Raw genomic sequence first — 14478 nt, 5'->3', positions numbered from 1 at the left:
ATCGATAGTCGACATAAATGCCGATGATTCCGCAGGCATATCGATCGCGCAGGCCGGAGCGCCAGGCAACGCCCGAAAAATACGGCTGCGCAGTAGGGAAGGATAACGGCAATGAAGCGTCTTGCTAAGGAAGAATGCGGAAAATGATCAAGGACTTATCCGTCAGACCTTGACGCCAGACGCGCCGCGCTTCACTTTTCCCCCATCGTCAGGGAGCCCCCATGAACCGCAACGACCTCCGCAAGGTTGACCTCAACCTGTTGATCGTCTTCGAAACGCTGATGCACGAGCGCAGCGTGACCCGCGCCGCCGAGAAGCTGTTCCTCGGCCAGCCGGCGATCAGCGCGGCCCTGGCGCGCCTGCGCAACCTGTTCGACGACCCGCTGTTCGTCCGCACCGGCCGCAGCATGGAGCCTACCGCGCGGGCCCAGGAGATCTTCGGCCACCTGTCGCCGGCGCTGGACTCCATTTCCACCGCGCTGAGTCGCGCCGCCGACTTCGACCCGGCCACCAGCAAGTCGGTGTTCCGCATCGGCCTTTCCGACGACGTCGAGTTCGGCCTGCTGCCGGCGCTGCTGCGCCGGTTGCGCTCCGAGGCGCCGGGCATCGTCCTGGTGGTGCGCCGCGCCAACTACCTGCTGATGCCGCAGCTGCTGGCCTCCGGCGAGATTTCCGCGGGCGTCAGCTACACCGACGAGCTGCCGGCCAATGCCAAGCGCAAGACCCTGCGCCGCAGCAAATGGAAGGTGCTGCGCGCCGACTCGGTGCCCGGCCCGCTGAGCCTGGACGACTACTGCACCCGGCCCCACGCCATGGTGTCCTACGCCGGCGACCTGGAAGGCTTCGTCGACGAACAGCTGGCGACCCTCGAGCGCAAGCGCCAGGTGGTGCTGGCGGTGCCGCAGTTCAACGGCCTGGGGGCGCTGCTCGCCGGCACCGACCTGATCGCCACCGTCCCGGACTACGCGGCCCTGGCGCTGACCGCCGCCGGCGGCCTGCGCGCCGAGGACCCGCCCTTCACCCCGCGCCCGGCGGAGCTGTCGCTGGTCTGGCGCGGCGCCCAGGACAACGACCCGGCCGAACGCTGGCTGCGCTCGCGCATCAGCATGTTCGTCGGCGATCCCGACAGCCTGGTCTGAAGTCCTACGACGCAGGATCGGTCCTAGGGGTTAGAATGACGACCGACATGTCATTCAGCCCGGGAACACGTCCATGCGCTACCCCGAAGACCACAAGGCCCAGACGCGCCAGCGCATCATCGACGAAGCCTCGCGGCGTTTCCGCAGCGAGGGCGTGGAAGCCACCGGCCTGCAGACGCTGATGAAGGCCCTGGGACTGACCCATGGCGGCTTCTATGCGCACTTCAAGTCCAAGGAAGAGCTGGTGGAAATCGCCCTGCAGGCGGCTTCAGAGCAGCTCGCCGAAGTGGCCGGCAGGACCTTCGGCGGCCCGGACGCGCTGGCGAACTTCATCGACGACTACCTCTCCGAGCAGCACCGCGACCACCCCGAGCGCGGCTGCCCCTTCCCCACCCTGAGCGCCGAGCTGGGCGCCCGCGGCAAGCCCAGCCCGACTACCGACCTGGCCCTTGTCCAGCGCCTGGAGCGCCTGGAGAAGGTTCTGCCCGAGGGCCATGATCCGGACCAGGCGGTGGCGACCCTGGCGACGCTGGTCGGTGCACTGCTGCTGTCGCGCAGCGTGGCCGATCCGGCGTTGTCCGGGCGCATTCTGGAAAGCACCCGGCGTTATCTCAAGCGCGATATTGCGGGCGAACTGTAGGAGCGGATCTCATCCGCGAATCGCGCCGATATGTCCGGCTATCGCGGACAAGGTCCGCTCCTACGGGGACGCGCGGTATTCTCGGCCGGTGTAGGAGCGGGCCCTGCCCGCGATTTCGCGCGCAGGGCGCGCTCCTACAGGGGAATTCGCCGGCGATGTCGGCGCATCGGGTTGACTCCGCTCCCTCTCCCCAGCCCTCTCCCTGAAGGGAGAGGGGGCTTGTCCGTGCCGAGAAAGGATTTGGTGCCAGCCGGCAACTCGGTACAAGCCGGCTAACACAGAAATATCAGCGCACTCCGAACGGTCCCCTCTCCCTTCAGGGCGGGGCGCGCAGCCGAGGGTTAGGGAGAGGGCGCTCTCAGCTCCGGCACCCGCAACCCCAGGCAAAACACCGTTCGCGAGCAAGAACTAGGCGTCCCCCTCGCTCCTACGAAAAGCCGCGCGCTCCGGAATGCCCCGGCTCAATCCACCCGCACCCCATACCGCTCCGCCGGGAAGCGCCCGGAGAGCAGCGGCGCCAGGTTCTGCCGGGCGCGGGTGTAGGCTTCGAAGTCCTGCATGTCGAGTAAGGCCGGGATGGTGATGACCTCGCCCTGGGCCAGGCCGGCCAGGGCGGCGTCGACCATGTGGCCGACTTCCATGAGGATGTCTTCCGGCACGTCGGTGCCCGAGCGGTCCCAGATTTCCGTGCGAGTTGCGCCCGGCAGCACCGCCTGCACGCGCACGCCCAGGGGCGCCAGTTCCTGCTGCATGGAGATGCTCAGGTTGAGCAGGAAGGCCTTGGTGCCGCTGTACACCCCGTTGAACTGTTCCGGCGCCAGGGCCAGGATCGAGGTGAGGTTGACGATGGTGCCCCGCCCCTTCGCGGCGAAGGCCTTGGCCGCGCAGCCGGCCAGGCGCGCCGAGGCCAGCACGTTGAGGGTGATCATCTGTTCCAGTTGGTCCAGCCCCGCCTCCACCATGCTGCCCTTGACCGCCATCCCGGCATTGTTCACCAGCATGTCGATGTCGGCGTCCGTGGCCAGGCGGGCTTCCACCCGGGCGCGCTCCTTCGGCTCGGTCAGGTCCGCCGGCAGGATGTCGACGTCCACCCCGTACTCGGCCTGCAGGCAGGCGGCCAGGGCCATCAGGCGCTCGCGGTCGCGGGCCACCAGCAGCAGGTCGTGGCCCCGCGACGCCAGGCGCTGGGCGTAGGCCGCGCCTATGCCGGCGGAGGCGCCGGTCACCAGCGCGCGGCCGTTCTTGTTCTTGCTCATTGCTTCACCCCGGGCCCTCGTGGCCCCCATCGTTCGAAACCTGGCGTCCGCACCGGGTGCGGAACCGCCGCCACCCCGGATGCTAGGGATATGCCCCGGCGGGTCAATCGACCGAAAAGGTGACGCCAGTTGGAGCGACAAGGCCGCGCAGCCCCGTCCCGCGGGCCCTGCGGCGATTAGATTGCCCATTCTAGAGCGCCGGGCGGATGCTGGCCGCGACCGTCGCCAGACAAGAACAAGCCGGGACGATCCGAACCCACGCTGCCTGTTCTGCGCTCGGGAGCCATTCCCGACGGGAGGTCTCATGCGATTACGTTGCTTTTTCCTGGGCTGCCGCTGGAGCGAGGGCGTGCCCACCCGCGTGGGCGAGGTGCTGATGCTTCATCAGCGCTGCAGCCATTGCGGCGCACAACGCTACCTGAGCGCGGAGGAAGCGGAGCCGGAAGTCGTCGACCCCGGCGCCTGAAAAAAAGCCCGACCGGACGCCGCCAGCAGGCGGCGCCCGGCGTTTTCAGCGGATGAAGGCCTGGCTGGTGGTGATCGCCATGTCGCCGCCGGGCAGCTTCAGGTCGCCGATGCGCTCCAGGCTGTCGGCGTCGAAGATCGCCACGTCGTTCAGGGTGCCGGTCAGGTACAGCTTGGTGCCGGCCTTGTTGGCGCTCAGGCAGTAGTAGGAGTGGTCGAGGTTGGCCGCCTTCTCCACCTTCTGCGCCTTGATGTCGTACTTGACCAGGCGGTTGAGCACGCCGTAGATCACGTTGCGGTCCTTCGGCGAGCGGATGCCGCTGAAGTACACCTCGGTGACCGGGCCGAAGTCCACGGTCTCGGTCTTGCCGGTGGCCAGGTCGATGTTGAAGAAGCCGTACAGGTAGTCGGCGGTGGCCGGGTCCTGCTTGGCGTCCTTGAACTTAGCGGTGGTGTACAGCAGCGAGAAGTCGCGCGGGTAGGTCTGCTGGTTCCACACGTAGAGCACGTCCGGCGGCGAGTAGTTCGGGCGCTTCCAGTTGCGGCTGGGGATCAGCACGTCGAACTTGCCGGTCTTCACGTCCACCTTGTAGATGTCCGGGCCGGCCACGTACAGGGTGCCGTCGTCGCCGGTCTGCATGATGGTCAACTGGCGCGGCGCCGGGAAGGTGCGGATCGGCTTGGCGTCCATGCCGCCGTCGGCGGCGTAGACCTGCAGGCGCGGCTGCTGCACCTCGTAGTGTTCGGCGAGGATCAGCGTCGGGTTGGCGATGGCATAGACCTCCTTGCCGTCGTGGCTGACGGTCATGGAGAACATCGAGCGCGCGTTCTCGCCCGGCTTCTGCGCGATGGTGGCGTGGAACACCGGCTTGCAGTCGTCCAGCTGCAGGCCGTAGATGTCCGCGTAGTGGTTGCTCAGCACGTAGGCGATCTTGCGGTCGGGCGACAGCTGGATCATGCCCGGGCCATAGGCGCCGGGAATGGTGCAGGTCTTGTAGAGCTTGTCGGTCTGCATGTCGATGACGTGCAGGTTGTTCGGGTAGTTGGTGGACACCAGGTACTCGTGGCCACTTTCCAGGGCCTTGTCCTCGTTGGCGGCGGCTGCGGCGTGCAGCGCGCAGGCCAGCGAGAGGCCACCGAGGACGGCGGCGAATGCTTTTCTGGACATGCAGTGCTTCCTCTTGTTCTTCTGTCCGCTCATTTGTCGTCCGGGAATACGGTGCCGAGGTTGCGCCAGTTCTCCGCGGAGGCCTGCGCGTCCTTGTTCCAGTCGGGGTAGGTGCTCATCATGTCCGGCACCTGGGCCGGCCACCAGCAGGGGTCGGAGCAGCCGTAGAGGTCGGCCTCCATCGGCTGGCACAGCGAGGAAACCCCGCCGAACACGTCGATCTCCCAGCCCGGGTCGGTGGTGGAGGCGCAGCCGGCGACCGAGTTCATCGCCACCACGTCCTCGATGCGGTCCTCGGCGGCGGCCTGCTCCAGCTGCTGCGCCTTGTTGTTGATCGCTTTGAGATGTTTCATGTCAGTGCGCCTTCCGCGGAGTGATGTGGCGGTCGATGAAGCTGGGGTTCGAAGCCATGATCCGGCTGTAGACCTCGATGCCGAAGTCCACCCAGTCCCTCATCAGTTCGCAGTAGTGGTAGGTGGGGTGCGCCGGGTCGCCGTAGCGCGCGTAGCTCTCGTGGTAGCAGCCGCCGGAACACAGGTTGCGGATGCGGCAGCTGGCGCAGCCGGTGTCGGTGCGGTCCAGGCGCTGGGAGAGGAACTCGTTCAGCTCGGCCTGCTTCACCCCGTTATGCACGTTGCCGAAGGTCGGCAGCGACGAGCCGGTGAAGCGGTGGCACAGGTTCAGCTCGCCCTTGTGGTCCACCGCCAGCATCTTCAGCCCGGCGCCGCACGGCAGGGCCTTCTTCTGCCCCTCGTGGATGTCGGTGATCAGCTGGTGCAGGTTGGAGAAGCCGATGTTGCGCCCCTCCAGCGCCTCCGCCAGGTAGCGGCGGCCCAGGGCCTTCATGTTGGCGAACACCTGCTGCAACTCGTCGGTGGTGAGGTTGTAGCTGCTGATGTCGCCGGAGGTCACCGGGGCGAAGCCGACCTCGGCGAAGCCCATCTCGTTGAACAGGTGGTTCCAGATGGTCTCGACGTCGGTGACGCCGGTGGTCAGGGTCACCCGCGCGCCCACCGGGCGGCTGGTGTAGCGCGACAGCAGCATGTCGGCCTTGCGCCGCACCACGTCATAGGTGCCCTGCCCGCCCACGGTGATGCGGTTGCGGTCGTGCACCGTCTTCGGCCCGTCGATGCTGACGGAAAGACCGAAGCGGTGGGCGTTGAGCCAGTCGACGATCTCCTCGGTGAGCAGCGTGGCGTTGGTGGTCATGACGAACTCCACCTGCTTGCCCAACTCGCCGAAGCGGCGCTCGCAGTAGGCCACCATGTGCTCGATCAGCGGCCGGTTGGACAGCGGCTCGCCGCCGAAGAACACCACGGTGTAGCGCTTCTCGTCGGGCGATTCCTTGAGCAGCATCTCCACCGAGGCTTCGGCGGTTTCCGCGCCCATCTTCTTGCCGGCCGAGGGCTTGTCCAGGTCTTCCTTGTAGCAGTAGGTGCAGCTGAGGTTGCAGCCGGTGTTGACGTTCAGCACCACGGTGTTGAGCGCCGTGCGGTCAACTTTCTTGATGCCAATTTCAGGCGTCAGCGGCGAGCCGTCGCTGACCAGCTCCAGCGCGATCAGCTCGCGCAGGGTCTCGTCGATCTCGTTGGCCTCGAAGCGCCCGGCCAGGCGCTGCGAAAGCTCTTCCGGCGAGCAGGCGTGCCCGCGCAGGGCATCGATGATCCCGCCGGTCAGCTCGTCGCTGGCGAACAGCGAGGAACTGGGGATGTGGAACAACAGGCGGTCGGCGTCCACCCGCACTTCGTGCAGGTTGCGTTCGACCAGATTCAAGATGGCGCCCATGGCGACCTCCCGGAACTTGCTTGGTACGCCCCGCCCGCGGGCGGGGGTTCATGCGTTCAGTTCATCCCACCCCGGATCACGGAATGGGCGGGTTGTTCCAGCGCTGCACGGTGACGATCATGTGGCCTTCGCCCTGGTGCGTCTTGCCGGCGTCGTCCACGGCGGCGATCACCTTCAGGTTGCCGGCGTTGTTGGTCATCATCTTGCGCTCGGGGTTGGGGCCGGCGTCGCCCGGGGTGAAGATGCCGGTGTCGGCGTCCATCACACCGGCGAACTTGACGTCCTGGTCTTCCTTGGCGCGGTCGTCGAAGGGCTCCACCGACCACTTGGCCGGGAACACGCCGATGCGGAACGGCTTGCCGTCGGCGCCCTTGCCCCAGGCCTCGGCGTCGAAGCTGCCCTGCACCTTGGGCGTGGAACCGCCGTTGCCGCCGATGCGCGAGACGGAGAACTCCGGCACCACCTTGACCTCGGCTATGTCCTGGTAGACCGCCAGGCTGCCGCCCTTGGCGCTGCCGACGCTGACTTCACGCTCGCCCGCTGCGGCCGAGGCATCGGCCTTGACCTTCACGGTCACACGCTCGGGGGTTTCCGACACCACGGAGACCACCTCCACGCCCTTGCCGAACGACGGCTTGCCCTTCAGGCCGCTGCCGATGACGCTGACCTCGGCCTCGCTGCCGGCCTTGAGGAACGCCGGCTGCACGCCCAGCACGTGGCTGGTGCCCTTCTGCGCGGCGACGAAGTCCAGCCCGCGCTCGTCATGGGCCTTGTCGAACATGCGGCCCTGCATCTGGCCCTTGAGCGCCGCGAACACCTGGCGCAGGGTCACGTCGCCGACCTTCACGTTGCCGCGCCACTCGTAGCCGTTGTACAGCACCGCGCTGCCCTCGCCGTCGAACGGCGTGCCGTCGGCGTATTGGCCCTTGACGCTGACCTTGAACTGGTCGTCCGCGCCGCCGGAAACGCTCATGGTGCCGGCCACGTCGCCCTTGCCCGGCATGTGCCCGGCGAAGCTCCACTCGCCGGCCAGGGACTCGGCCTTGGGCCGGTTCTTCTGCCAGTCGCTCCAGGCCTTGCTGTCCAGCGGGTAGCGCTTGGCCAGCTCGGGGACCATCTCCTTCTTCGCCAGGTCGAACCAGTCGCGGTCGCGGGACAGCGCCTGGTATTCCAGCGACGGCCAGCGGCCCAGGTGGAAGTTCACCAGCTTCTCCCATTCCGCCGCCGGGCGGCGCTGCAGGGCGATGCGCGCGGCCGAGTGGCAGCGGGCGCACATCTGCTCGAAGTTGCTATCGAAGTGCTCGACGGTGTTCAACCGGCGCTCCAGGGCGTAGCGCACGCCGTCGGTCTCGCTGGGCGCCAGGCCCTGCTTGTCGGCGAGGAACTTGACCACCGCGCGGCGATCCTCGTCGCTGATCTTCAGGCCGTACATCACCTGCATCCGCGCGATGCTCATCAGCCAGCCCTCCGGCGTCTTGCGCTGGTGGCTGATGCGGCTCAGGGAATTGTTGCCCTCAGGGGTGTGGCACGCCATGCACTTGGCGTTGATGATGGTCTGGCCATCGGCGGCATGGGCCGGTTGCTGTAGCGCCATGGCCAGCGTGGCCAGGGCTCCGGCGCCCAGGTAGTGCCGAAGTCGTGTCATCTTCAAGATCAGGCCTCCTCGGTGTTTCTTGTTGAAATTGTTCTGTGCCCACCGCTGGGCGAACAGCTGGTTCCGTCTAGCTCTCCAGCTGTTTAGCAGGTTGTGTGCCACTACCCTGGAAGCCCCGTCGAATCAGGCTTTCGACGGTATTCCGAGCCACCCTGCGACAAGTTGGCGCGTCTAATTTCGCGATTGCTGTCTAACTCTGAGACAGGCCACCGAGGCGCGCCTGGGATGCAGTATGGACGCGCTTGCGCGATACGCCCGCGCCGGGCAACAGCAAGGCGCCGAGCAGCATGCAGGCCAGCCCCAGCCAGACGAAGGACAGCAGCGGGTAGCTGCGGATCACCACCAGGCTCTCGATGGCCTCGCCCTTCTGCCCCATCAGCCGCGGCGAGGCCGGCACCCACACCTGCAGGTCGCCCAGCCAGCCGCGGATGATGAAGGGGTGCAGCACATAGCCGCGGTCCGAGGCGAAGCGCGCGTAGTGGTAGTCGAGGATCTCGCACAGCTGGCGCACCGGGCCCTGGTAGGCCGGCGGGTTGCCGCGGCTGTCCTGGAACAGCGCATGGCCCTCCAACTGGCGGCCGCCCTCGCGCAGCTCCACCCGCGCCACCGAGTGGTAGCCGGCGCGGTCCGCCCGGGTGCTGTCGGGCAGCACCCGCAACTGCATGCCGTTGGCCAGCGCCTGCCACTGCTCGAAAGAGGCGCCGGGCGGGATGGTCACCTGCAGGTAGGTGTTCAGCGCCGTGGCCGCCAGCCCGCCGACCAGGGCGACCACCGCGCCGCCATGGATCAGCGCCACACCGCCGCTGTAGCGCAGGTTGCCCAGGCGTCGGCTGCGCCACAGCGCTAGCACGCACCAGAAGGCGCAGGACGCCAGCAGGAAGGCGCCACCCAGCAGCGCCGCATCCAGCCAGGGCAGCACCACCACGATGTTCTGCGAAAGCATGCCCTGGCCGCTGTAGCCGGCGCTCAGCCAGCCGCCGTGCCAACCCACCAGCAGCATGGCCACGGCCATCGCCAGGCTCGCCAGCAACGCCAGCTTCGGCCAGCCGCTGCGGCGCAGGAAGCTGTAGCCGCCGACCAGGCCGAGCAGGCCCAGCAGCGGCAGCAGCCAGCGCACCAGGCCGTAGCCGTCCACGTCCCACTGGTCGAAGGCGCGGCGCAGGCCGTTCATCTCGTCGGTGGTGGCCCAGGCGGTAAGCGTCTCGAAGAACGGCTTGAGGTCGCTCGGCCGCTCCAGCCCCAGCCATTCGTAGAGGTGTGCCTGCAGCAACGCGCCCAGGGCCAATAGCGCGCTGCCGGCGAACAGATAGATGGCCAGGTCCATGGTCCAGTCCGAACGCGTCTTGCGCCCCGCCGTGCGCGGCGCCCGCAGCGTCGCCCAGCCGGCCAGGGCCAGCAGCACCGCCGCCAGGCCCAGGTGGGCCAGCAAGGAGGTGGTGCCTATGTAGCGGTGCGAGCTGGCCAGCACCGTGCTGCGCGTCACCGCCAGGGCGCCGCAGGCCATGGCCGCCGCCAGCAGGCTGAGCAGCGGCAGCAGGCGCCGGTTGGCCCCGTCCGGGCGCCAGCGCCGCGCGCCGTGCAGCACCGCGCCGAGCAGCGCCCAGACCACGAAGGCCGAGGTCTGCACCGGGTCCCAGTGCCACAGCTGGCCAAAGGTGAAGTCCTCCATGGCCCAGGCCATGCCCGCGCCGATGCCGGCGCTGAGCACCAGCCAGGCGCGCCGGCCATAGCGCAGGGCCACGGCGGCGTAGGCCTCGCCACCACCGCCCAGGGCATCCAGCGCCGCCCCGGCCGGCGCCAGGGCCCAGGCGTAGGCGGCCAGCACCAAGGGCGCGTGGAAGGCCATCCAGAAGGTCTGCAGGTGGGCGTTCATGCCCTGGCTGGGCTGCGCCGCCAGCCAGTCCGCCGGCGTCGCGGAGAAGGGTCCGAGCCAGGCCGCGGTAGCCACATACCAGGCGGCCACCAGCGCCATGCCGCGCCCGGCCCAGCCGACCCGGCGCGCCTGGCCGGCAGCGATGCCCGTGCAGAAGGTCGCCAGCAGCAGCACGGTGCCCTCGTCGCCGCCCCAGAGGTTGGCCATCTTTAGGTAGCCGGGCAGCCCGGCGCTGCTGTAGAGCCAGGCGTAGCGCAGCTGGAAATGGTCGGCCAGCAGGTGCAGGGCCAGCGCCAGGCAGGCGCCGCACAGCGCCCCCAGGGCCAGCGGCCAGGCCGGGGAACGCCACTGAGGCCGCGCGGCGCCGAGGACGATGAGCACGGCGGCGATCCACAGCCAGGCGTTGCCCAGCAACGGCAGGAACCAGAGCAGCAGGCAGGTGGCGACCAGGGCGCCAAACCCGGGCAACACGGGCAACGGAGTGAACGTCCTCTTCAAATCGGGCCTCCTTGGAATGTCTCCCGCTTGTGTCCGCGGGATTGCGCATCCGGGCCTCTACATATTGTGTGCCAGCGCCGAAAACACCTTGCGCGACAGTGGCTTGGCGCAAAGCCGGGGGCGGCGCGGCGTTGCAATTCGCGACAGGCATTGCAGCCTGAGACAGCTCCCTTAGTTCTAGCCGATCCGCCGCGGCTGGATATCTGGAAGATGGCGTTTATGCTTCTAGATGGCCCGCACGCCTTGCCGGGCCAGCCTGAAGCCTGCCTGCAGTCTCGCTTCGACTATCCGTGTTCCGCTGCATCAACCCCATGGCCCGAGTGCGGCAACGGTGGTTAAGGACTCCGGCCCATCACAAGAACAAGACGGAGAAGAACATGGCGCAGACCTACAGCCCGACCGCGGGCAACACACCCCACAACGGCATCACCCGGGAGGAGCGCAAGGTCATCTTCGCCTCCTCCCTGGGCACCGTCTTCGAATGGTACGACTTCTACCTCTACGGCTCGCTAGCGGCGATCATCGCCAAGCACTTCTTCGCCGGGGTCAACGAGACCACCGCCTTCATCTTCGCCCTGCTCGCCTTCGCCGCCGGCTTCGCGGTGCGCCCCTTCGGCGCCATCGTGTTCGGCCGCCTGGGCGATCTGGTCGGGCGCAAGTACACCTTCCTCATCACCATCGTCATCATGGGCATCTCCACCGCCGTGGTGGGCATGCTGCCCAGCTACGCCAGCATAGGCGTGGCGGCGCCGATCATCCTCATCAGCCTGCGCCTGCTGCAGGGCCTGGCGCTGGGCGGCGAGTACGGCGGCGCGGCGACCTACGTGGCCGAGCACGCGCCCAAGGGCAAGCGCGGCTTCTTCACCTCGTGGATCCAGACCACCGCCACCCTCGGCCTGTTCCTCTCGCTGCTGGTGATCATGGCCTGCCGCACCGGCCTGGGTAACGAGGCCTTCGAGGACTGGGGCTGGCGGATCCCCTTCCTGCTCTCCATCCTGCTGCTGGCCATCTCGGTGTACATCCGCCTGCAACTCTCCGAGTCGCCGGTGTTCAAGCGCATGAAGGAAGAAGGCAAGGCCTCCAAGGCGCCGCTGACCGAATCCTTCGCCCGCTGGGACAACCTCAAGGTGGTGATCATGGCGCTGCTCGGCGGCACCGCCGGCCAGGCCGTGGTCTGGTACACCGGGCAGTTCTACGCGCTGTTCTTCCTGCTGCAGACGCTGAAGATAGACGCGCAGACCGCCAACCTGCTGATCGCCGGTTCCCTGCTGCTGGGCACGCCCTTCTTCGTGTTCTTCGGCAGCCTGTCCGACCGCATCGGGCGCAAGAAGATCGTCATGGCCGGCTGCATCCTCGCGGCCCTGACCTACTTCCCGATCTTCAAGGGCCTGACCGAGTTCGGTAACCCCGAGGTGTTCGCCGCCCAGGAGAAGAACCCGGTCACCGTGGTCGCCGACCCGTCCGCCTGCGCCTTCCAGTTCGACCCGGTGGGCAAGGCCAGATTCACCAGCTCCTGCGACCAGGCCAAGAGCCTGCTGGCGAAGAAGGCCATCCCCTACGAGAACGTCAAGGCCGAAACCGGCGCCGTGGCCCAGGTGCACATCGGCGACAAGGTCATCGCCAGCTTCGAGGGCGGCAGCCTGCCCGCGGCGGACTTCAAGGCGCAGTCCGAAGCCTTCACCGCGCAGATGAGCGCCGCGCTCAAGGACGCCGGCTACCCCGAGAAGGCCGACCCGGCCAAGACCAACCACCTGGCGGTGCTGTTGCTGCTGACCGTGCTGGTGATCTACGTGACCATGGTCTACGGCCCCATCGCCGCCTGGCTGGTGGAGCTGTTCCCAGCGCGCATCCGCTACACCTCCATGTCGCTGCCCTACCACATCGGCAACGGCTGGTTCGGCGGCTTCCTGCCCACCGTGGCCTTCGCCATGGTGGCGGCCACCGGCGACATCTACTACGGCCTCTGGTACCCCATCGTCATCGCGGTGATGACGGCCATCCTCGGCACCTTCTTCCTCCCGGAAACCAAGGACCGCGAAATCCACCACGCCTGAGCCGCGCCCGCCTCGCGAAACAGCCCGCCCCGTGCGGGCTGTTTCGTTGGTGGCTGTCTCAGGGCTGTCGCAAGCTGCGACAGCGGGGCGCGGAATTGCTCGGCTCTTTTTCGATTAAATCGTTTTGATTCAATAGGTTGAATTAAATTGACCGGCTTGGCATAGCGGTTGCGATAGCCGCCTGGACAACTCAACAAGAGGCAACCGCAATGCTCGCTTCCCTGCCCATCAAGCCCGAATCCCGCGCCTTCCTGCAGCGCGCGCCGAAGATGCTCATCGGTGCCGATTGGACCGGTGCCGCCGATGGCGCCCTCATGGACCTGCGCAATCCGGCCACCGGCGAAGTGCTCTGCCAGGTGCCCTCCGCCAGCGCCGCCGACGTCGACCGCGCCGTGCGCGCCGCCCGCCAGGCCTTCGACGATTCGCCCTGGAGCCGCATGCGTCCGCGCGAGCGGCAGAACCTGCTGTGGAAGCTCGCCGACCTGATGGAACGCGACGCCGACCTGCTGGCCGAGCTGGAATGCCTGAACAACGGCAAGAGCGCCGCCGTGGCGCGCGTGATGGACGTGCAGCTGGGCATCGACTTCCTGCGCTACATGGCCGGCTGGGCCACCAAGATCGAAGGCTCCAGCGTCGAGGTGTCCATGCCGCTGATGCCCAACGACGACTTCCACGGCTTCATCCGCCGCGAGGCCGTCGGCGTGGTCGGCGCCATCGTCGCCTGGAACTTCCCCCTGCTGCTGGCCTGCTGGAAGCTCGGCCCGGCGCTGGCCACCGGCTGCAGCGTGGTGCTCAAGCCGGCCGACGAAACCCCGCTCAGCGCCCTGAAGCTGGCCGAGCTGGCCCTGGAGGCCGGCTACCCGGTGGGCGTGTTCAACGTGGTCACCGGCACCGGCGTCAACGCCGGCGCCGCCCTCACCCACCACCCGCAGGTGGACAAGCTGACCTTCACCGGCTCCACCGCCGTGGGCAAGGAAATCGGCAAGGCGGCCATGGACAACATGACCCGCGTGACCCTGGAGCTGGGCGGCAAGTCGCCGACCATCGTCCTCGCCGACGCCGACCTGAACAGCGCCGCCGCCGGCGCCGCCCAGGCCATCTTCTTCAACCAGGGCCAGGTGTGCTGCGCCGGCTCGCGGCTGTACGTGCAGCGCAAGCACTTCGACAACGTGGTGGCCGACATCGCCGGCATCGCCAACGGCATGAAGCTGGGCAACGGCCTGGACCCGAGCGTGGACATGGGCCCGCTGATCTCCGCCCGCCAGCAGCAGCGCGTGCACAACTACATCGAACTGGGCCGCGAGAAAGGCGCCACCATCGCCTGCGGCGGCGAACAGTTCGGCCCCGGCTACTTCGTGAAACCGACGGTGATCGTCGACGTGGACCAGAAGAACCCGCTGGTGCAGGAAGAAATCTTCGGCCCGGTGCTGGTGGCCATGCCCTTCGACGACCTCGACGAAGCCATCCGCCTGGCCAACGATAGCCCCTACGGCCTGGGCGCCAGCATCTGGTCCAACGACCTGGGCGCGGTGCACCGGATGATCCCGAAGATCAAATCCGGCTCGGTCTGGGTCAACTGCCACAGCGCCCTGGACCCGGCCCTGCCCTTCGGCGGCTACAAGATGTCCGGCCTGGGCCGCGAAATGGGCGCCGCCGCCATCGAGCACTACACCGAGGTGAAATCGGTGCTGATCAAGCTGTAAGGCAAAAGGTCCTACCGCGTCCGGCGCGTTACCCCCTGCGCCGGCGTTTTCATCCCCCGGCCGCGCGAGTGGTCGGGGGATTTTTTTGCCCGCGGCGGCATCAACCTGTAGGAGGACTCCGTCCGCGATCCTCCCCGTCATCCTAGGCGCCGAGGTGCTTTCGTAGGATGGGTTGAGCTTGCGAAACCCATGCGGTGGTGGCGATGGGTATCGCTTCGCTCAACCCATCCTACGACGGCGGCA

The 14478-nt window shown here is 67.6% G+C and carries 11 protein-coding genes; 5 read left to right on the top strand and 6 right to left on the bottom strand.

Going from position 1 to position 14478, the window contains the following annotated elements; translation table 11 throughout:
* Positions 1 to 221 precede the first annotated feature (221 nt).
* On the top strand, positions 222 to 1139 hold the full coding sequence (locus tag FG99_RS24085) for a LysR family transcriptional regulator (protein ID WP_009620382.1): 918 nt from the start codon (positions 222 to 224) through the stop codon (positions 1137 to 1139).
* Between the two features lie 73 nt (positions 1140 to 1212).
* Entirely contained in the window at positions 1213 to 1779 is a 567-nt protein-coding gene (locus tag FG99_RS24080; protein WP_043272643.1) for a TetR/AcrR family transcriptional regulator, read from the top strand.
* A gap of 461 nt (positions 1780 to 2240) precedes the next feature.
* On the opposite strand, the gene FG99_RS24075 is transcribed toward FG99_RS24080, so the two are convergent.
* Entirely contained in the window at positions 2241 to 3035 is a 795-nt protein-coding gene (locus FG99_RS24075; protein ID WP_043272642.1) for an SDR family NAD(P)-dependent oxidoreductase, read from the bottom strand.
* Between the two features lie 304 nt (positions 3036 to 3339).
* Between FG99_RS24075 and FG99_RS32540 the strand changes: the two genes are divergently transcribed.
* Positions 3340 to 3501, top strand: a complete 162-nt coding sequence (locus FG99_RS32540) for a PSPA7_2676 family Cys-rich small protein (protein ID WP_009620367.1) — start codon at positions 3340 to 3342, stop codon at positions 3499 to 3501.
* A gap of 45 nt (positions 3502 to 3546) precedes the next feature.
* Here the strand turns inward: FG99_RS32540 and peaD are convergent, their stop codons facing one another.
* The 5 genes from peaD to ccsA all read right to left on the bottom strand — a co-directional run bounded on the left by peaD (position 3547) and on the right by ccsA (position 10478).
* Positions 3547 to 4668 carry a quinohemoprotein amine dehydrogenase subunit beta gene (gene peaD / locus FG99_RS24070; protein ID WP_043272641.1) on the bottom strand — a complete coding sequence of 374 codons (1122 nt, stop codon included), beginning with the start codon at positions 4666 to 4668 and terminating at the stop codon, positions 3547 to 3549.
* 29 nt (positions 4669 to 4697) lie between these two features.
* Positions 4698 to 5021: a quinohemoprotein amine dehydrogenase subunit gamma gene (gene qhpC, locus FG99_RS24065; RefSeq protein ID WP_009620363.1), complete on the bottom strand. Its 324-nt coding sequence runs from the start codon at positions 5019 to 5021 to the stop codon at positions 4698 to 4700.
* Between the two features lies 1 nt (position 5022).
* Positions 5023 to 6453 (bottom strand): quinohemoprotein amine dehydrogenase maturation protein, encoded by a 1431-nt coding sequence (peaB, locus tag FG99_RS24060; protein WP_009620361.1) that lies wholly within the window; start codon positions 6451 to 6453, stop codon positions 5023 to 5025.
* 76 nt (positions 6454 to 6529) lie between these two features.
* Complete coding sequence (peaA, locus tag FG99_RS24055) at positions 6530 to 8047, bottom strand: quinohemoprotein amine dehydrogenase subunit alpha (protein ID WP_371263885.1); 1518 nt, start codon at positions 8045 to 8047, stop codon at positions 6530 to 6532.
* A 250-nt stretch (positions 8048 to 8297) separates the two neighbouring features.
* Entirely contained in the window at positions 8298 to 10478 is a 2181-nt protein-coding gene (ccsA, locus tag FG99_RS24050) for a cytochrome c biogenesis protein CcsA (protein ID WP_081884718.1), read from the bottom strand.
* A gap of 377 nt (positions 10479 to 10855) precedes the next feature.
* Between ccsA and FG99_RS24045 the strand changes: the two genes are divergently transcribed.
* Entirely contained in the window at positions 10856 to 12532 is a 1677-nt protein-coding gene (locus FG99_RS24045; RefSeq protein ID WP_009620356.1) for an MFS transporter, read from the top strand.
* 209 nt (positions 12533 to 12741) lie between these two features.
* On the top strand, positions 12742 to 14235 hold the full coding sequence (locus tag FG99_RS24040) for an aldehyde dehydrogenase family protein (protein WP_043272640.1): 1494 nt from the start codon (positions 12742 to 12744) through the stop codon (positions 14233 to 14235).
* Positions 14236 to 14478: the final 243 nt, after the last annotated feature.

It is taken from the genome of Pseudomonas sp. AAC, from assembly GCF_000725445.1.
GTDB lineage: Bacteria > Pseudomonadota > Gammaproteobacteria > Pseudomonadales > Pseudomonadaceae > Pseudomonas > Pseudomonas citronellolis.
This window is presented reverse-complemented; position numbering and strand designations above follow the sequence as displayed.

Excerpts from the sequence above, each read along its gene's own strand:
- peaA (WP_371263885.1), bottom strand. The coding sequence starts at position 8,047 with ATGGCGCTACAGCAACCGGCCCATGCCGCCGATGGCCAGACCATCATC.
- FG99_RS24080 (WP_043272643.1), top strand. The coding sequence starts at position 1,213 with ATGCGCTACCCCGAAGACCACAAGGCCCAGACGCGCCAGCGCATCATC.
- peaD (WP_043272641.1), bottom strand. The coding sequence starts at position 4,668 with ATGTCCAGAAAAGCATTCGCCGCCGTCCTCGGTGGCCTCTCGCTGGCC.
- FG99_RS24085 (WP_009620382.1), top strand. The coding sequence starts at position 222 with ATGAACCGCAACGACCTCCGCAAGGTTGACCTCAACCTGTTGATCGTC.
- FG99_RS24045 (WP_009620356.1), top strand. The coding sequence starts at position 10,856 with ATGGCGCAGACCTACAGCCCGACCGCGGGCAACACACCCCACAACGGC.
- qhpC (WP_009620363.1), bottom strand. The coding sequence starts at position 5,021 with ATGAAACATCTCAAAGCGATCAACAACAAGGCGCAGCAGCTGGAGCAG.
- peaB (WP_009620361.1), bottom strand. The coding sequence starts at position 6,453 with ATGGGCGCCATCTTGAATCTGGTCGAACGCAACCTGCACGAAGTGCGG.
- FG99_RS24075 (WP_043272642.1), bottom strand. The coding sequence starts at position 3,035 with ATGAGCAAGAACAAGAACGGCCGCGCGCTGGTGACCGGCGCCTCCGCC.
- FG99_RS24040 (WP_043272640.1), top strand. The coding sequence starts at position 12,742 with ATGCTCGCTTCCCTGCCCATCAAGCCCGAATCCCGCGCCTTCCTGCAG.
- FG99_RS32540 (WP_009620367.1), top strand. The coding sequence starts at position 3,340 with ATGCGATTACGTTGCTTTTTCCTGGGCTGCCGCTGGAGCGAGGGCGTG.